19 protein-coding genes are annotated in these 16,481 nt (G+C 70.9%); 6 read left to right on the top strand and 13 right to left on the bottom strand.

Annotated features, from left to right (window positions below):
• Position 1 precedes the first annotated feature (1 nt).
• The 8 genes from mctP to JIG36_RS47645 all read right to left on the bottom strand — a co-directional run bounded on the left by mctP (position 2) and on the right by JIG36_RS47645 (position 7,936).
• Positions 2-1,648 carry a monocarboxylate uptake permease MctP gene (gene mctP / locus JIG36_RS47680; protein ID WP_203383561.1) on the bottom strand — a complete coding sequence of 549 codons (1,647 nt, stop codon included), beginning with the start codon at positions 1,646-1,648 and terminating at the stop codon, positions 2-4.
• Between the two features lie 4 nt (positions 1,649-1,652).
• Positions 1,653-1,880 carry a DUF3311 domain-containing protein gene (locus JIG36_RS47675; protein ID WP_203383560.1) on the bottom strand — a complete coding sequence of 76 codons (228 nt, stop codon included), beginning with the start codon at positions 1,878-1,880 and terminating at the stop codon, positions 1,653-1,655.
• Between the two features lie 128 nt (positions 1,881-2,008).
• Entirely contained in the window at positions 2,009-3,292 is a 1,284-nt protein-coding gene (locus tag JIG36_RS47670; protein ID WP_203383559.1) for a glycoside hydrolase family 18 protein, read from the bottom strand.
• Between the two features lie 80 nt (positions 3,293-3,372).
• Complete coding sequence (locus tag JIG36_RS47665) at positions 3,373-4,467, bottom strand: bifunctional RNase H/acid phosphatase (protein ID WP_203383558.1); 1,095 nt, start codon at positions 4,465-4,467, stop codon at positions 3,373-3,375.
• A complete protein-coding gene (locus JIG36_RS47660) occupies positions 4,464-5,198 on the bottom strand; it encodes a zinc ribbon domain-containing protein (RefSeq protein ID WP_203383557.1) in 735 nt (244 codons plus the stop codon). Before JIG36_RS47660 ends, JIG36_RS47665 begins: the two co-directional genes overlap by 4 nt.
• Positions 5,195-6,055 carry a Nif3-like dinuclear metal center hexameric protein gene (locus JIG36_RS47655; RefSeq protein WP_438870813.1) on the bottom strand — a complete coding sequence of 287 codons (861 nt, stop codon included), beginning with the start codon at positions 6,053-6,055 and terminating at the stop codon, positions 5,195-5,197. Before JIG36_RS47655 ends, JIG36_RS47660 begins: the two co-directional genes overlap by 4 nt.
• Positions 6,056-6,102: 47 nt before the next feature.
• Positions 6,103-6,630 carry a flavoprotein gene (locus JIG36_RS47650; protein WP_236049862.1) on the bottom strand — a complete coding sequence of 176 codons (528 nt, stop codon included), beginning with the start codon at positions 6,628-6,630 and terminating at the stop codon, positions 6,103-6,105.
• 70 nt (positions 6,631-6,700) lie between these two features.
• Complete coding sequence (locus JIG36_RS47645) at positions 6,701-7,936, bottom strand: helix-turn-helix domain-containing protein (RefSeq protein WP_203383555.1); 1,236 nt, start codon at positions 7,934-7,936, stop codon at positions 6,701-6,703.
• Positions 7,937-8,176: 240 nt separating this feature from the next.
• Between JIG36_RS47645 and JIG36_RS47640 the strand changes: the two genes are divergently transcribed.
• Positions 8,177-8,839 (top strand): bifunctional DNA primase/polymerase, encoded by a 663-nt coding sequence (locus JIG36_RS47640; protein WP_203383554.1) that lies wholly within the window; start codon positions 8,177-8,179, stop codon positions 8,837-8,839.
• A gap of 82 nt (positions 8,840-8,921) precedes the next feature.
• Here JIG36_RS47640 and JIG36_RS47635 read toward each other — a convergent pair whose 3' ends face one another.
• A complete protein-coding gene (locus JIG36_RS47635) occupies positions 8,922-9,506 on the bottom strand; it encodes a helix-turn-helix domain-containing protein (RefSeq protein WP_203383553.1) in 585 nt (194 codons plus the stop codon).
• A gap of 46 nt (positions 9,507-9,552) precedes the next feature.
• Here JIG36_RS47635 and JIG36_RS47630 point away from each other — a divergent pair, with 46 nt between their 5' ends.
• Entirely contained in the window at positions 9,553-10,389 is an 837-nt protein-coding gene (locus JIG36_RS47630) for an NAD(P)/FAD-dependent oxidoreductase (protein WP_203383552.1), read from the top strand.
• Here the strand turns inward: JIG36_RS47630 and JIG36_RS47625 are convergent.
• Complete coding sequence (locus tag JIG36_RS47625) at positions 10,349-11,209, bottom strand: hypothetical protein (protein WP_203383551.1); 861 nt, start codon at positions 11,207-11,209, stop codon at positions 10,349-10,351. The two genes, JIG36_RS47630 and JIG36_RS47625, sit on opposite strands and share 41 nt — an antisense overlap.
• A 172-nt stretch (positions 11,210-11,381) precedes the next feature.
• Positions 11,382-11,669, bottom strand: coding sequence for a barstar family protein (locus tag JIG36_RS47620; protein WP_203383550.1), 288 nt, complete (start codon positions 11,667-11,669; stop codon positions 11,382-11,384).
• 106 nt (positions 11,670-11,775) lie between these two features.
• On the opposite strand from JIG36_RS47620, the gene JIG36_RS47615 reads away from it, so the two are divergent.
• The 3 genes from JIG36_RS47615 to JIG36_RS47605 all read left to right on the top strand — a co-directional run bounded on the left by JIG36_RS47615 (position 11,776) and on the right by JIG36_RS47605 (position 13,594).
• The gene (locus JIG36_RS47615) at positions 11,776-12,282 is read left to right on the top strand and encodes a DUF402 domain-containing protein (RefSeq protein ID WP_203383549.1); all 507 of its coding nucleotides are present in this window, start codon (positions 11,776-11,778) and stop codon (positions 12,280-12,282) included.
• An 81-nt stretch (positions 12,283-12,363) separates the two neighbouring features.
• A complete protein-coding gene (locus JIG36_RS47610) occupies positions 12,364-12,993 on the top strand; it encodes a maleylpyruvate isomerase family mycothiol-dependent enzyme (protein WP_203383548.1) in 630 nt (209 codons plus the stop codon).
• Between the two features lie 55 nt (positions 12,994-13,048).
• Complete coding sequence (locus JIG36_RS47605) at positions 13,049-13,594, top strand: hypothetical protein (RefSeq protein ID WP_203383547.1); 546 nt, start codon at positions 13,049-13,051, stop codon at positions 13,592-13,594.
• A 158-nt stretch (positions 13,595-13,752) separates the two neighbouring features.
• On the opposite strand, the gene JIG36_RS47600 is transcribed toward JIG36_RS47605, so the two are convergent.
• Both JIG36_RS47600 and JIG36_RS47595 read right to left on the bottom strand, forming a co-directional pair.
• Positions 13,753-14,871 (bottom strand): zinc metalloprotease, encoded by a 1,119-nt coding sequence (locus JIG36_RS47600; protein WP_236049848.1) that lies wholly within the window; start codon positions 14,869-14,871, stop codon positions 13,753-13,755.
• 34 nt (positions 14,872-14,905) lie between these two features.
• On the bottom strand, positions 14,906-15,214 hold the full coding sequence (locus JIG36_RS47595) for a hypothetical protein (protein WP_203383546.1): 309 nt from the start codon (positions 15,212-15,214) through the stop codon (positions 14,906-14,908).
• Positions 15,215-15,345: 131 nt separating this feature from the next.
• Between JIG36_RS47595 and JIG36_RS47590 the strand changes: the two genes are divergently transcribed.
• Complete coding sequence (locus JIG36_RS47590) at positions 15,346-16,011, top strand: UCP032817 domain-containing protein (protein WP_203383545.1); 666 nt, start codon at positions 15,346-15,348, stop codon at positions 16,009-16,011.
• Positions 16,012-16,481 lie beyond the last annotated feature (470 nt).

The following is a 16,481-nucleotide window of genomic DNA, read 5'->3' as shown; positions in this document are numbered from 1 at the left end:
ATCAGGTGGACGACTTGTGGTCGACCGCGGCGGCCACGTCCTTGTCGACGCGGGGGTCACCCTCGTCGGCGAAGTAGTCGTCCTGGGTGGTGCCGTCCACGCCGTCCGGGGTCTTCATCGCCCGCAGGACCAGCGTGACAACCGCCGCCACCAGCAGGTTCAGGATCACGGTGACGAAGCCGACGTAGATCGTGCGCGGGGTGTCGAACCCGAAGTCGGACAGCGGGAACGCCGAACCGCCGAAGTGGGCCCGCCCGGTGGCGGGGTTCGGGATCTGCCACAGCATCCACATCGACAGGCCCATGCCGACGGCCCAGCCCGCGATCAGCCCGCCGCGGTGCAGCCAGCGGGTGAACAGGCCGAGCGCCACCGACGGGGCGGTCTGCAGGATGATGATGCCGCCGATGAGCTGCAGGTCGATGGAGAACTGCGGGTCGAGGAAGACGATGCAGGCGACCGCCCCGACCTTGACCACCAGCGAGGTGACCTTGGAGACGCGGGCCTCCTGGGCCGGTGACGCGTCTTTGCGCAAGTACTCCTTGTAGATGTTGCGGGTGAACAGGTTGGCCGCGGCGATCGACATGATCGCGGCCGGCACCAGCGCGCCGATGCCGATGGCGGCGAACGCGACGCCCGCGAACCACGACGGGAACTGCATGTCGAACAGCAGCGGGACGACCGTGTTGCTGTCCACCTTGCCGGTGGCGGGGTCGGTGATCGGCTTCACGCCGGACGCGATGGCCGCGTAACCGAGCAGCGCGAGCAGGCCGAGCAGGAAGCTGTAGGCGGGCAGGGCCGACATGTTCCGCTTGATCACGTTGCGGTTCTTGCTGGCCAGCACGCCGGTGATGCTGTGCGGGTAGAGGAACAGCGCGAGCGCCGAACCCAGGGCCAGGGTGATGTACTGGATCTGGTTGTTGGCGTTGAGCGTGATGCCGTCGTTCGGCGCCGGTGACGCGGTGAACTTGGCCTCGGCGGCGTCGAAGATGCTGCCCCAGCCACCCAGCTTGTACGGCAGATAGATGACCGCGACCAGGATCACGATGTAGATCAGCGTGTCCTTGACGAAGGCGATCAGCGCCGGGGCGCGCAGACCCGATTGATACGTGTACGCGGCCAGGATCGCGAACGCGATGATGATCGGCAGGTGCCGGGCGATCGCGCTCTCGCCGGTCACGCCCATCGTCTTGAGCACGGCCTCGATGCCGACCAGTTGCAGGGCGATGTACGGCATGGTCGCGACGATGCCGGTGATGGCCACCAGCAGCGCCAGCGTCGGCGAGTCGAACCTCGTGCGTACGAAATCGGCCGGGGTGACGAAGCCGTGCCGATGCGACACCGACCAGAGCCGGATCAGGATCAGGAAGAACAGCGGATAGATCACGATCGTGTACGGGACCGCGAAGAACCCGGCCGCACCCGCGCCGAAGATCAGGGCCGGCACGGCGACGAACGTGTACGCCGTGTAGAGGTCACCGCCGACCAGGAACCAGGTGATCCAGCCGCCGAAGCTGCGCCCGCCCAGGCCCCACTCGTCGAGGTGTTCCATGTTGTCGGGGCGCCGCCACCGCGCGGCGACGAAGCCCATGCCGCTGACCAGCAGGAACAGGAACGAGAAAACGATGATCTCGGTGATGTGGTCGCTCATCGCGTCACCGCTTCTTCGTCATCTGGTAGACGAGCGAGGTCGTCGCCACACCGACGAGGATGAAGAGGAACTGCAGCCAGTAGAAGGCCGGGAAACCCCACAACCGGGGCGAGTCGTGATTGAACAGTGGTGTCAGCACCGGCAGCACGATGGGGATCAGAAGCAGCCAGTTCCAGGGGCTGCGGTCGCTGCGGGCTACGGGCACTGCTTTCGGCGTCTCGGGCTCCGCCATCAGCCGTACCTCCTCGTAACTGTGGAGACGGTCACAGTTACGCTAACGACACACGCCCGTTACAAGCGATCATCGTGCGCCGAGCGGCTTCCCGCCTGCGCCGAACGGCGCAGACGGGAAGGCAGGGCTCAGGGGGTCCAGAGGCCGGTCGAAACGGCCTTGGTCAGCGACGCGTTGGCGTCGTCGCCGTCCAGCGACCACATCATCGCGCCGCCCAGGCCCTTGGCCCGGATGTAGAGGGTCTTCTGGAGCATCATGGCCGGGTCGTCGTAGGTCCAGAAGGTCTTGCCGTCGAACAGCCACGAGTGGCCGGCCTTCAGGTCACGGTAGACCTTGAAACCGGGCAGGCTCTTGACCGTCTTGTAGTCCTCGGTGCCGTTGGCGAAGACACCCGGCGCCGGGCCGGTGGCCGGCGCGAACAGGCCGTTGCCGCCGGCCGTGATGCCCGTCCAGCCCTGGCTGTAGTAGGGCAGGCCCAGCACCAGCTTCTTGCGCGGCGCGCCGACCGAGAGCCACTTGTTGATGGCGGCCTCGGACGAGAAGTCGGGGTTGTCGGGAGCGCCCTTCGGCACGAACAGCGCCGACTGCTGGTTGGTGCGGGCCTCCCACGAGCCGTGGAAGTCGTAGCCCTGGACGGTGCCGAAGTCGAGGTACTTGAAGATCTTGCCTTCGAAGCCGGCGTCGACCTTGACCGGCGAGGCGGGCAGGAAGGCCGTCAGGTCGTAGCGCTTCTTGGTCGTACGCGACAGGGAGTCGAGCTGCTTACGGAACTCCTCGGTCAGCAGCGTGAAGTTCTGCTTGTCCTCGGGCCGGATGACGTTGCCGACCTCACCCGAGGAACCGGGCCACTCCCAGTCCAGGTCGATGCCGTCGAGGATGCCGGCGGCCACACCGGGGGTCAGCCCGGGCAGGTTGCCCTTGATCCAGAGGTCGACGCAGGACGACACGAACTTCTTGCGCGACGCGTCGGTCAGCGCGGCGTCCGAGAAGTACTTCGAGCCGGTCCACCCGCCGAGCGAGATCAGCACCCGCAGCTTCGGGTTCTTGGCCTTCAGTTCCTTGATCTGGTTGAGGTTGCCGGAGATCGGCTGGCCCTCGACGTCGGCGACACCGTCGACGCTGTTCTCGGCCGAGAACGGGGTCTGCCAGTCCGCCCACGCGTCGGCCGAGGCGCAGAGCCCGTCCGCGGTGACCGGGCCGAACGCGTAGTTGATGTGGGTGAGGCGGGACGCGGCGCCCGACTTCTGCACCTTCGCGAGCTGGAAGTCGCGGCCGTAGATGCCCCACTGGGTGAAGTAGCCGACCTTGACGTACGGCTTGATGCCGGTTGCCTGTGCGGGTGTCGCTGCGAACGTCGACGCCACCGCGGCGACGGCCGCCGCGGCGACGAGACGTCGGGTGAAAACGCGCATAAGCCCTCCAGGGCCGAAACGTTGAAGAAAGTTTCCTAATCGAGGAAGCTAAACGTCTCGAACCCGGAGGGCAATAGTGGTCAGCGCAGATGCGCCGTCTCGTTGACGGAACGCACCGCTATGTTCCCATCCGGCCACACGTCCATCGTGGAAACGCCGGCCGCGTCGAGGAACAGCCGGTGCAGGAAAGCGTCGGAAGCGGCGAGCGCATCGCGCAGGATCAGCTTGATCGGCGACACGTGCGAGACCACAACCACGACCCCTCCCGCGTACGAGGAAAGGATCGTCGCCATCGCCCCCCGCACCCGCTTCGCCGCCGCCTGGAAGGATTCACCCCCCGGAGGCGCCACGCTCGTCGAGGCGAGCCACGCCTCCATCTCGCCCGGCCACCGCTCCTGCACCTCGGCGAAGGTCAGGCCCTCCCACAACCCGAAATCGACCTCGATCAGGTCGTCGACCACCGTCACCGGCACGCCGCCCACCTCGGCCGAGATGTGTTCGGCGGTGCGCACGCAGCGGCCCAGCGGCGAGCTCACGACGGCCGTGACGTCGCGCGCGATGCCGGCCACCCGCCCGCCGGCCGCCATCGCCTGGGCCTCGCCCTGCTCGGAGAGCGACACGTCACCGCGGCCGGAGTAACGACCCTGCTGCGTGTACGCGGTCTCGCCGTGCCGCACGAGGATCAGGCGGGTCGCGTTCTCGAGCGACGGCGGCGCCCACGACTTCGGAGCGGGCGTGATGACCTCGCGCTCGACGACGTCGCGGACCGGCTTGCCCGCGGCCTCGTCCATCGCCCGGTTGGCCAGCGCGTCGGCCGCCTTGTTGCGCTCGCGCGGGATCCACTCGAAGGTCACCCGGCCGATCCGCGCCACCCACTGGGCGGCCTCGGCGGCGAGCGGCCGCAGCCCGGCGTTCTTGATCTGCCAGCGCCCGGACATCTGCTCGACCACGAGCTTGGAGTCCATCCGCACGTCGACCTCGGTGGCGCCGAGCTCGTGGGCCGCCTTCAGCCCCTCGATCAGGCCGGTGTATTCGGCGACGTTGTTGGTGGTGACACCGAGCGCGCCCTGGCGTTCCAGCAGCACCTGACCGTCGGTGTCGCGCACCACCGAGCCGTAACCGGCCGGCCCGGGGTTGCCGCGCGACCCGCCGTCGGCCTCGACAACAACCCTCACAGACCTGATTCCTTCGTACGGACCATGATCCGCCGGCACTCCTCGCAGCGGACCACCTCGTCGGGGTCGGCCGACTTCACCCGGGCCAGGTCGGCGCCGTAGAGCTCGATGCGGCACCCGCCGCAGCGCCCGGACTGGAACAGCGCCGCACCCAGACCCGAGTCGAGCCGGATCTTGTCGTAGAGCGTGACCAGCTCGGCCGGCAGATCGGCGGCGAGCGGCCCCCGGGAGGAGGTCTTGAACTCCTGTTCCTTGGTGATGTCGGCGTACGCCTCGTCGCGCCGCTGCTCGGCCGCGTTGCGCCGCTCGACCGCCCCGTTGATGCGCTGCTGCACCTCGGCCAGGGTGGCGTCGGCGCTCTCCTTCTGTTCCATCAGCTCGAGCTCGGCGTCCTCCAGCTCGGACTGCCGCCGGTTGAGGGTGGCCAGCTCGTGCTGCAGGCCCTCGATCTCGCGCAGCGCGCCGCCGGCGTCGAGGCGGGCCTGGTCGCGGTCCTTGCGGATGCGGACCTGCTCGATGTCCTTCTCGAAGCGGCTGATGTCGCGCTCGAGGTCGTCGACGGCGACCTGGGCCCGGGCGCGCTCGTCCTCGAGCGCGGAGATCTCCCGCGCGACGGTGTCGATCTCGGCGAGCTCGGGCAGCGACTTGCGCCGGTGCGCGAGCTGCGCCAGAGCGGTGTCGACGGCTTGCAGGTCGAGCAGACGGCGCTGGGCGTCCGGCGAGGCCTTCACGGCAGGGGCTCCTTCTTTTCGGGGACGTCGTCCCTGGCGTGCACGGTCCAGGGGTCCGTGTCCAGATCGGACACGATGGTCTCGGCGTCGAACTCCTCGCGCAGCCAGGCCGCGACGTCGTCGAGCCACGGGCGCTCGGTCGCCCAGTGCGCGACGTCGATCAGCGCGGGTCCGCTCTCGGCCAGATGCTCGCTCGCCGGGTGGTGGCGGAGATCGGCGCAGAGGTACGCATCGACGCCGGCCCGGGTCGCATCGGCGAGGAACGAGTCGCCCGCGCCCCCGCAGACCGCCACCGTGCGCAGCACTCGCGCGGGGTCTCCGGCCGCGCGCACGCCGGCCGCCGTCGTGGGCAGCCGGATCGCGGCGAAGCCGGTGAACTCGGCCAGATCCATGGGTTCGGCCAGCTCACCGATGCGGCCGATGCCCCGGCCGGCGCCCTCGGCGGCGCCGGTGGCCGGCACGAGGGGACGCAGATCACGCAGGTCGAGCCGGGCCGCGAGCGCGTCGGAGACGCCGGGGTTGGCCACGTCGGCGTTCGTGTGGGCGCTGTAGAGCGCGACGTCGTTGCGGATGAGCCGGTGGATGATGCGGCCCTTGTAGGTGTCGGGCGCGATCGACGACACCGGTTTGAGCAGCAGCGGGTGGTGCGCCACGATCAGGTCGGCCCGCTCGTCGAGGGCCTGCTCGACGGTCTCGGGCACGCAGTCGACGACGCAGAGGACGCGCCGGACCTGATGCTCGAAGTCACCGAGCACCATGCCGACGCGGTCCCACGACTCCGCCCACGCGCGCGGGTACCGCCGGTCGAGGGCGTTCACCACGTCGAGGACGGTCGGTGCGGCAGCGGTGTCGGTCACGGCCGCCAACTCTATCGGGCTTCGGCCGCGGAATCGGCGGGACCGGCCTACGCCCGCTCCACCTGGCCGCTGCTGCTCATCGTGACCGGGTTGCTGACCGCCTGGAGCGCGCGCCGCCAGGGGAACTGGCCTCGAAACCGGTCGGTCTGTCCCGGCCCGCCCAGCCGGCAGACGTCCTCGCCGTAGAGCACGTGCACGCCCCAGTCCTTGAGCTTGGCGAGGCTCTCGTGCAGCGCGGGGTGCAGGGCCATGACCTTGTTCGTGTACGGGACCACGGCCGTGGGAACGCCGTAGCCGTAGCCCTCGACCAGCAGGCCGAGTACGAGGGTGTCGGTGATCCCGGCGGCCCACTTGTTGACGGTGTTGACCGTGGCCGGCGCGACGATCATCGCATCCGCCTCGGGCAGCACGTCGGGGTCGCCGGGGCTCTTGTAATAGGTGCGTACGGGGTGTCCGGTCTGGGCCTGGAGCGCGGCCACGTCGACGAACTTGCGCCCGTCGGGGGTCGTGATCACGCAGACCTCCCAGCCTTCCTGCTGGGCCAGACCGACCAGAATGCCGACGTCACGGGCCATGGGCGAACCGCAGACCAGGACGTACAGCACGCCGGGGGCGGGGTTACCAGTCGTCACGTGCTAACCCACCTCATACACCGACTCCCATCTGCTCGGCCAGCTCCGCGATGGGAGCCGGCGGAGTGCCCCGCGTCCGGCGGAGCACGTCGGAAAGAACCTCGTGCGCGAGCGGGCGGCAGCGGATCTCGGACGGGGCGAGCCGGTCGCCCTCGAGCAGCATCTCGCTCGCCTTGTCGACGTTGCCGATCTGCGTGTAGCCGCGGGCGATGTCCAGGAAGTGGTGCGCCCGGCGTTCCGGCAGCATCGCGTTGAAGCCGATCACGTCGATCTTCTCGTGCGTCTCGACCGCGGTGCGGCCGTCGCCCAGTTCGACCGCCGTGGCACAGCGGTGCAGCTGCACGTTGGTCGGGCCGAAGCTGGTCCAGTAGTGGTTGAAGTCGCCCCCGAGCTCGAGCGAGGCCTGTTCGGCCCCGCAGAGCAGGTCGCGCACGGTCGCGCTGTCGCCGATCCGGGCCGCCGCCATCGCCCCGTTCAGCAGCAGCATGCCGTACACCGACAGCCGCTGACCCCGGACCTCCCGCTCGGTGATGGGGCTGGGCGCCAGCCGGTTGGCGATGTTGACGTTGACCTCGAGCGACGGCCGCACCCGGCCCAGTGCCAGCAGCGCGCTGCCCACCCGGTAGCTGGCCAGGCCGGCCAGCAGCTGGTCGCCGGCCCGCTGCGAGACGGCGATCGAGCGGTCGGCCGCCAGCCACGACAGCTCGTGCTCGCCGACCTTGCGCAGGGCGGACGACGCGATCTGGTAGACCTGCCCGAGCAGGTGCGCCGCGTCCTTGGCCTCGGTTCCGGCCGCGTACGCACTGTCCGCCGCCTGGGCGTCCCGCAGCAGCTTGGGCAGCATGCGGGCCAGCACGCCGTACTTGGCGTGCTGATAGGTCAGCCAGGCGTGGCTGACCGCCTTCTGCATCTCGGAGAGCGGCGGCGAGTGTGGCACCGCCTGGAAGAACGCGCTCATCTGGTCATAACGCTCCAGAGCGGCGCGAATCTCCTCGACCTCGACCTGGTCGATGCAGTTCTGCGTTTCCGGCCGGCGCTCCACGTCCTTGCCCAGCAGCAGCTGGACATCAACCTGGAGTACGTCGGCGATCTCGTAGACGACGGAGAACTTGTCGAGCCGGCGGACCCCCCGCTCCACCTTGTCGACCCAGCTCTTGGACTTTCCCAGCCGGTCGGCAAAGACCTGCTGGGACATCTTGCGTCGACCGCGCCAATAGGCGACGCGGCGGCCGATCGGCAGCTCGTCCACGGTGCCTCCCCCAGCTCACCGGCGACCCCCGCCGGCGAGCTCTTGTGTCATCTGCAGTCTGGAACGCGCACGTCCGCGTACGTCGCACAACGTGTGTGATCGCCTGCTCACCGATGCTCGTAGTTTTTGTTGCAACTTGCAAAGGGTGGATCTGCCGGAACCAACGAGGTGTGTCGCGCTTGGATACGGCGTACCTGGCTGATATAGCACCGGACCACCTAGATCGGGGGTTATCGAGCCATGCAGTGGAGCGTCCATCGACCGTTCGGACCGCCGGCGCCACTTGATCGGCTCCGTCTGCGCCGGGCCGCACTCCGGTATGCGGCACACGGCTGGGCGGTCACTCCGGGCGCCCGGCTGATCGGTCAGCGGTTCGACTGTGGACGGCCGGGCTGCCCGATCATGGCCGGCCATCCCGCCCTCGAGTCGTGGGAGGACACGGCGAGCACCGAGATCGCCCAGGTGCAGGCGTGGTGGCGGCACGATCCGCACAGCGTGCTGCTGGTGACCGGGCGCCGCTTCGACGCGATCGAGGTGCCGGCGTCGCTCGGCCTGCGGGTGCTCGGCGCCGTGCGGCTCAACCGCCGGGCCGACGCCCGCGGACCGGTCGCCGTCACCGCCGCCGGGCGCTGGATGTTCCTGGTCGGACCGGGCCGGCCGCTGCGGTCCGAACTGGATCATCGACTCGACGTGGTGCGGCACGGCCGCGGCTCGTGGATCCCGGCCGCGCCCAGCCGGACGCCCGAAGGCCCGGTGCGCTGGGCCGTGTCGCCCGAGCAGGCCCAGTGGCTGCTGCCGGAACCCGCGATCGTGCAGGAACTGATGACCGACGCGCTCGGTGCCGTCCGAGAGCCTCAGCTCACCGTTCCCCGGCAGATGTCGACCGCGCGCCGGGGCGGATGATGCTCCCACCCGCCTCCCTCAGGCCGAGACCATGCATTGTCGAGTGACAACGTAGTGCCCCGGAGCGTGACGGTCGAGTCACTCAAACGGATGATTGCCCCTTCGGCCGCGCCCGGACATGGATGCGGGCGCCCTGGGCATCGAAGATCGACAGAAACTCGACCGGCCGGCCCTCGGCGCTGCCGAACCAGTGCGGCACCCGGGTGTCGAACTCGGCCGCCTCGCCCGCCGGCAGCACCAGGTCGTGCTCGCCGAGGATCAGGCGCAGCTTCCCGCTGAGCACGTAGAGCCACTCGTAGCCCTCGTGTGTCTTCGGGTCGGGCGTCTGGCGGTCGCCGGCCGCGATGACGTGCTTGAACGCCTGCGGGCCGCCCGGGTTGCGGGTGAGCGGCAGGATCGTCTGGCCGAACCGCTGGATCGGCCGGGCATAGACCCGGGGATCGCCGGTCTGGGGCGCGCCGACCAGCTCGTCGAGCGGCACCCGGTAGGCCTGGGCGAGCGGCATCAGCAGCTCGAGCGTGGCCTTGCGCTGCCCGGACTCGAGCCGCGACAGGGTGCTGACCGAGATGCCGGTCGTCTCGGCCAGCGCGGTCAGGGTGATGCCCGCGTCGCGCCGCAGCGCCCGCAGTCGGGGCCCGACCTCGGCGAGGAAGTCTTTTGCCGTCATGGCAAAGAAGTTTCCTCTCTCGGCGAGACGTGGCCACCATGGGCACATGACTTACGACGTGATCGTTATTGGTGGCGGACCGGCCGGGCTGAGCGGGGCGGTGGCCCTGGGACGGGCGTTGCGCTCGGTGCTGGTGATCGACTCCGGCCAGGGCCGCAACGCCCCGGCCGAGGGCATCCACAACTTCCTGACCCGCGACGGGATGAGCCCGGAGGAGTTCCGCGCGGCCGGGCGGGCCGAGGTCGAGCGCTACGGCGGCACGGTGATCGAGGGCGAGGTGGTCTCGGCCGTCCCGGGCTTCGAAGTGAAGCTGGCCGACGGCACCGTGCACCGGTCGCGGCGGCTGCTGGTCACCACCGGCCTGGTCGACCGGCTGCCCGAGGTGCCCGGGCTGGCCGAGGGCTGGGGCTCGACGGTGCTGCACTGCCCCTACTGCCACGGCTACGAGGTGCGCGGCCGGGCCATCGGCGTGATCGGCACCCCGGGCGAGCAGATGACCGACGAGAAGCTGCGCCTGTGGGGCCAGTGGAGCCCCGACGTGCGCCTGCTGCCCCTGGCCGAGATCGCCGCGGTGGAGAAGGACGGCGTCCGGATGACCGACGGCACGCTGGTCGAACGGGAGTTCCTGGTGGTCACCACCCGGGTCGAGGCCCGCGCCGGCTTCCTCGGCTCGCTCGGGCTCGAGGCCGTCGAGCACCCGATGGGTATCGGCACCTACGTGCCCGCGACCGACCCGACCGGGCGCACCGAGGTCCCCGGCGTCTGGGTGGCCGGTAACGTCGCCGACCCGATGGCCCAGGTGATCACGTCGGCCGCCGCGGGCCTGATGGCCGGCGCCATGATCAACGTTGACCTGCTGCCGCCAGCTCCCGATAAGCAGTGATCACGGCGGCCGTACGGTCGGCGAGCTCGGGGCCCGAGTCGGCCGCCGGGGCGCCGGGCTCGCGGGTCAGACCGGCCAGCACGAGCTCGGCCTGCCGGGCGGTCTCACCGATCTCGCGCTCGCGCAGGAACGCCTCGCCCGCCAGCGCCGCCTGGTCCAGGCTGCGCAGAATCCGATTGGCCTGCTCGCCGGACTCGTGCCAGAGCCGGTCGGCGTGCTCCCGCTGAGCCGCCAGGGCGAGCACGGACGGGCTGTCGGCGGGGACGTCCTCATGGCGTACGGCGTCAAGCCCGGCCCGCAGCCGGCGCAGCTCCTGCCGCCGGACCAGCAGCCCGCCGAGGTCGTCGAGGGCAGCGGTCAGCGACCGGTCGGCCAGGTCGGGGTCGATCATGCCGGGAAGGCCGGGCCACGTACGCCGGATGCGACGGGCCACGCCGGCGGCGCGCTGGAACACGGCACGCTCCTCGCCGGTCCGCAGCACCCGGTCGTCCTCGCCGGTCGGCAGCTCGAAGATCGCGTGCTGGGCGGCGCGGGCCTGGTGGCGCCAGACGGTGGTGACGGCCGCGACCGAGGCGGCGAACGGCAGCCACCAGGGCACACCGGTCGCGAAGAGCACGGCCGAGACGAAGATCAACGGAAGGCTGAGGCGGGCCGCGAACGCCACTCGGGCCTCACGGCTCACACCGGTCGGGGTCACCGGGACGACCTCGGTCACGGAGCCGGAACGGTGCCGCGTCACCCGCCCGGCGCGCGTCTTGAGGGCGTACGGGGAAATGACGGTCTTCTCGTCGTCCATCCCGATGTGCAGCTCCGACGGCATGCGCCCGTCCTCCCCGAGGTCCGTTGGTGGTGCCGTCAGCAGGGCGGGCCCGATCGCCGGGGGGATGCCGACCGGGGCCCGCCCGCCGGTGGGGCATCCCGCCGGCACCATGAGGAATCGGTGATCGCGGCCCCCGGTTGAGGAACGCACGGTTGCAGCCCGGGTGCCCTTGTCAGTCGAAGACCCGCAGCACCAGGCGGCGGTCCCAGCTCTTCGCCTCGTCCTCGGCCTCGATCTCCTCCAGCGCCGCCACCAGCGCCTCGAACGCGGCCCGGCCCAGCGCCATCCGGATCGTCCCCGCGTGGATCAGCGTCAGCTGCACCGGGCGCGGGTCCCCGGCCGCCAGCCGCTCCCGCAGCTCCTCCAGACCGGGCCGGTACGACGGCCCGTAGCCGAACGCCCCGGCCAGGCGCCGATGCAGATCGGCCTCGTCCAGCACGAACCGCCCATCGATGATCACTTGCACCGGCTCCCCCGTTCCCCCGCGCCTGAAACGAATCAGCGGGCGCACCTGACCCGGCCTGGCCGGGCAGATCCCCCGATGGAGATCGATGTAACCTCGCGGCGTGGATGCGGTTGATCTGGTGCTGCGCAAGTTCGACGGCCGGCCGCATCGCCAGGTGACGGCGCGGCGGCTCGGCGAGGACGCGTACGGCACCTGGCTCGCCACCCCGCGCGGCACCACCGTCAGCTATCACTACGGCACCCGTCCGACCGGAAAGACCAAGGTCGACGCCGTACGCCTCGTGACCGCCGGCAAGTGGTGGATGGCGATGTTCCTGGCCGAACCGGCCGACCGCGAGCTGTACTGCGACGTGATCACGCCGGCGCGGTGGACCGGACCGGCCGAGATCACCGTGGTCGACCTCGACATCGACCTCGTCCGCTACCGGGCCGACGGCCGGGTCGAGGTGGAGGACGAGGACGAGTTCGCCGAGCACCGTGTCGAGCTGGGCTATCCGCCCGAGGTCGTCGACGGCGCCCTCGGCGGGGCGGCCGAGCTGCGCGACGCCCTCCTCCGCGACGAGGAGCCGTTCGCGTCGCACTACCGGAGCTGGCTCGCCCGGGTCTGAGGCCCTTGCGTCGCGGCTTTGCGTCGCACTACCGGAGCCTGCTCGCCCGGGTTTGAACCCTTTCCGTAGGATCACCCGGCGATGGACCCTGTACGCAACGCGATCGCCGGTGAACGGCGGCACATCGCCGACCTGCTCGAGTCGCTGAGCCCGGCCCAGCTCGACACGCCCAGCCTGTGCGACGGGTGGAGCGTGCGGGCGGTCGCCGGTCACCTGGTGGCTGCCGTCGACGCGCCCGGCGGCCTGATGTTCTCGGCGATTCTCCGCAGTGGACTCCGCATCCACCGGGCCAACGCGCGGCTCGCCCTGGCGATCGCCGAACGGCCGGTGGCCGAGCTGGCCGGGAGCCTGCGCGCCCACGCCGGCAACCCGTTCCGGCCGCCCATTGTCGGCTATCCCGGGCAGCTCACCGACCTCCAGGTGCACGGGCAGGACATGCGCCGCCCCCTGGGCCTGCCGCACGGCCTCCCGCTCGACCACCTGCGGATGTCGCTCGACTTCCTGACCGGCGGGCGCGCGGTCGGTTTCACTCCGCGCCGGCGGCTGGCCGGGCTGCGCCTGGAGGCCACCGATCTGGACTGGACGTTCGGCGACGGCGCCCTGCTCAGCGGGCCGGCCGAAGCGCTGATGATGGCGATGACGGGCCGGGCGTCCGTGCTCGGAGAGATCGACGGTCCGGGCGTACGGGTCCTGGCCGCACGCCTCGGCTGAGGAGCTCGTCCACCGTCGCCGAAAACTGTCGGAGGGTAGCCCTACCGTCCCCTCCATGAATGACACCGCCCTCCAGTCGTCCCCGATCACCCTCGACCGCCGTCTCGTCCTCGGCGAGATCGACTACCAGGTCACCGCCTTTCCCACCGACGACCACCGCATCGATCTCTGCATCGTGAGCAGCGACGGCGACGGTCACGTGGTGAGCGAGATCAGCGGCGGCATCGCCCCGGCCGACCTGCCCGCCCTGACCGACGTCCTCACCTCGACCCTGGCCGGCCTGATCGCGATGACCCAGCCCCGGCCCTCCCCGCTCCCGGCCCCGGCGCCACCCGACCGCCGCCGCCATCCCAACCAGGGCGTCCGCTGGAACCCCGGCGACGACGAACGCCTCATCGAGCGCTACCGGGCCGGCGCCCGCCCGCGCGACCTCATGGCCGAGTTCGGGCGCAGCGACGGCGGCATCCGCGCCCGACTGGAACACCTGGGTGAGATCCCGCCCGGCGGCCGCTGGGCGTCTCCGTCCCGGCCCTCCGGCCAACCGGGCAACGATCCTGATCCCGATCCCGGGGCCCCGGCCGCCGCCGGGCCCACCGGCTGACCGACGGGGTGGGGCCGAGCGCGTCCCGTGCGCCCGGCCCCACGTCGCCGTCGCCCCGGGCGGCCGCCGGCCAACGGCCGTTCGCCCGGGGGACGAGCCGGAGCGGCGCCCGGCCGCAGGCGGGCGTGGTGCCCGCGGCCGGTCGCCGCCCCGGCGGTTCAGGTGCCGGCGCCTGCCGGCTCGCTCGGGCCCGGCGCCGTGCCGCTTGTCGCGGGTGTGGTGGGGTCGGCCGTTCCGCCCGGCCCGCCGGTCGCGGGCGTGGTGGGGTCGGCCGTGCCGCCCGGCCCGCCGGTCACGGGCGTGGTGGGATCGGCCGTGCCGCCCGGCCCGCCGGTCGGGGGTGTGGTGGGGTCGGCCGTCAGCAGGTTTCGGCGGGGCCCGGCCAGGCAGGCCTCGACCCGCAGCATCTGCCCGTGGGTGAACATGCACATCGCCGAGTCGTCGGTGTAGTCCATGTAGTTCATGAACATGTCCCCGTTCGGCCCGTTGTTGCAGGTGACCGAGGGGAAGGCCGGTGTGCCGAAGTTCTGGCCGGCCTGGTTGGGGGTGTCCGACACGAAGTCGGTGCCGCTGCAACCGGTGCCGTCGTCGCCGCCGATGTGGAAGAGGTTGAGCCAGTGCCCGATCTCGTGGGTGGTGGTGCGCCCGAGGTTGAAAGGCGCGGCCGCCGTGCCCGTGGTGCCGAAACCGGTGTGCGTGATCACCACGCCGTCGGTGGCGGCCGGCCCGCCGGGGAACTGGGCATAACCGAGCAGACCTCCGGAAAGCTGGCACACCCAGATGTTCAGATAGCGGTCGGTCGGCCACGGGTCGGCGCCGCCCCGGGCCGCCGACTTGACGGCGTCGTTGTCGGAGAAGGCCGGCTCGCTGGTCTGCCGCCGGACGACACCGGTGGTCGCGTTGCCGTCGGGGTCGACGGTGGCCCGGCGGAACTCGATCCGCGCGTCGGCGACCAGGCCCTGCCACACCGGGGGCACGTTCTTGACGTCGGCGTTGGCCGCGCGGAAGTCCTCGTTGAGCACGGCGATCTGGCTGTCGATCTGCTCCTCGGAGAGGTTGTGCTCCTCGGCCGACCAGACCACGTGGACGACCACCGGGATGGTCAGCGTCTCGGCCCGGGTGGGCTGTTCCTCCCCGGTGGCGAAGGCGAAGGCGAGGTTCTCGACGGCGGCCCGGTTCAGCCGGTAGTTCAGGCTCTCGTTGAGCAGGCGGCGGTGCACGTCCTCGCTGCCGCAGCGCCGCCGCGCCGGGGTCTCGACGATGTCGGCATTGTCCATCGGGCCTCATCTCCTAGCGCTATTTCGGATCTCGCTATTTACGGATCTTCAGCACCTGCGCGTCGTGCGCGACGATGTGCAGCACCCGGGTCCCGGCGCCGGCCCGCACGCGCACGGAGTCGCCCGCCGCCGCCTCCCAGCTGCCCCGGCTGGGTGCCGCCCGATCGGCCGGTCCCGCGGTGTATTCGAGGTAGCCGCCGCCGGGCCGGAACTCGAGGCTGGGCCGCGGAGCCCGGCGGGGCGGGAAAGGATAGTCGCCGGGCCGATAGACCGCCTGGTCGTCGGTGTCCTCCTCGAAGGAGCGATACCAGCGCCGGAAGAGGTCCGGGGAGATCTCGGGCATAACCGCGCGACCCCCTGACGTCGGTGCTGAAACTCGTGGTGGTGCAAGGCAGACTGGCAGCGTCGGCACAGGCGGAGTGGCTTGCGTCCTCGATCCGACAGGAGCCGGCTCCGGTTCGGAACGAACGTCCGATGACCCTTGCCTACACGGCCGCGCAGGCTCGCACGATGAGCCCGCAGTTCCTCCAGAAGCGGCGCACCGCAAGCCGGCTCGCCACAATAGACGCCTACCTTTTCCCGGCCGCCGTGCGTCAACGCGTAGCCGCCACGCACGACACCTTGACCACATCAGGCCTGGACGAGGCCGAGGCCGCCGCCCGCCAGTGGTTCCGCCTGGCGGCCCGCCACCCCCGAGCCAGAACCGCCATGCCTTCCCTGATAACAGCCACCCTGTGGCGCGAACTGGCCGCCCAGCCCACCGACTACGCCCAGTTCTGCACCGAGGCCTTCGGCCACCCTCTACCCTTGCCCGACGCTCCCGCCGCCCCGCCGTCCGCCTTGGCCGAGACGTTCCGCCTGGCCCGCGAGGACGAGAATTGCGCCCCCGACGCGCTACCGCTGCTGTTCCGCATCGACCAGCAACTGTCCATCCCGGGCGGCCACCGCTACTTGGCCGACTGCGGCGGCCGCGGCGTCTGCCACGACCTCCCCGGAGCCCTCTGCCTGATGCACGTCAGAGGCCCAGGCCGCCTGCTACGCAACCGCCCCCGCTTCGGCCCCCCACCCGGCGACGCCAACGCCGGCTACGGCTGCAGCGGAGGCGCAGCCTGCGGAGGCGGAGGCTGCGGCGGCCAGTAGCACCCCACGACGCCGAGCAGAGAGGCCCTACGAAGGGAGACCCAAGCCAAGACCCGAGCAACCGCGCGTTCTCAGGGCGCAGCCCCGAAGCGTGCGGCCGAGGTCGCAAAAAAGCCGCAACGTCGTGGTGCAGAGCGCGCCCAGGTGAACCCAACGGCCGCAGGCCGTACGGAAAGCGAGGCGCGAAGCGCGAGCAGGCCCGCACCCGCCGAGCGCAAGCGAAGGCCCCAGCGCACCCACCGTAACGTGGGGTTTCAGGGGGCTCGGCCCCCTGAGCAGGCATGACGAGGTGAGAAGGTCCGCGGGTCACGCGGACACACTTCGCCCACCTCGTGGGCGCGGTAGTGTCCTGGCTCAGCACATCGGAATAGGGTGTCTCGCGTCATCGGAATAGGTATGTCTCCGGACATCGGCATGGCGTCGTAGCCGCCCGGTCGGGTGGTTGCAGGGTGCGGCGTGTCCACACGCCG

It is taken from the genome of Paractinoplanes ovalisporus, from assembly GCF_016834655.1.
Classification (GTDB): domain Bacteria; phylum Actinomycetota; class Actinomycetes; order Mycobacteriales; family Micromonosporaceae; genus Actinoplanes; species Actinoplanes ovalisporus.
This window is presented reverse-complemented; position numbering and strand designations above follow the sequence as displayed.

Bases quoted from the DNA above. Each gene is read 5' to 3' on its own strand.
- JIG36_RS47605 (WP_203383547.1), top strand. From the start codon at position 13,049: ATGAATGACACCGCCCTCCAGTCGTCCCCGATCACCCTCGACCGCCGT.
- JIG36_RS47610 (WP_203383548.1), top strand. From the start codon at position 12,364: ATGGACCCTGTACGCAACGCGATCGCCGGTGAACGGCGGCACATCGCC.
- JIG36_RS47590 (WP_203383545.1), top strand. From the start codon at position 15,346: ATGACCCTTGCCTACACGGCCGCGCAGGCTCGCACGATGAGCCCGCAG.
- JIG36_RS47595 (WP_203383546.1), bottom strand. From the start codon at position 15,214: ATGCCCGAGATCTCCCCGGACCTCTTCCGGCGCTGGTATCGCTCCTTC.
- JIG36_RS47600 (WP_236049848.1), bottom strand. From the start codon at position 14,871: ATGGACAATGCCGACATCGTCGAGACCCCGGCGCGGCGGCGCTGCGGC.
- JIG36_RS47625 (WP_203383551.1), bottom strand. From the start codon at position 11,209: ATGCCGTCGGAGCTGCACATCGGGATGGACGACGAGAAGACCGTCATT.
- JIG36_RS47675 (WP_203383560.1), bottom strand. From the start codon at position 1,880: ATGGCGGAGCCCGAGACGCCGAAAGCAGTGCCCGTAGCCCGCAGCGAC.
- mctP (WP_203383561.1), bottom strand. From the start codon at position 1,648: ATGAGCGACCACATCACCGAGATCATCGTTTTCTCGTTCCTGTTCCTG.
- JIG36_RS47635 (WP_203383553.1), bottom strand. From the start codon at position 9,506: ATGACGGCAAAAGACTTCCTCGCCGAGGTCGGGCCCCGACTGCGGGCG.
- JIG36_RS47650 (WP_236049862.1), bottom strand. From the start codon at position 6,630: ATGGCCCGTGACGTCGGCATTCTGGTCGGTCTGGCCCAGCAGGAAGGC.
- JIG36_RS47630 (WP_203383552.1), top strand. From the start codon at position 9,553: ATGACTTACGACGTGATCGTTATTGGTGGCGGACCGGCCGGGCTGAGC.
- JIG36_RS47670 (WP_203383559.1), bottom strand. From the start codon at position 3,292: ATGCGCGTTTTCACCCGACGTCTCGTCGCCGCGGCGGCCGTCGCCGCG.
- JIG36_RS47640 (WP_203383554.1), top strand. From the start codon at position 8,177: ATGCAGTGGAGCGTCCATCGACCGTTCGGACCGCCGGCGCCACTTGAT.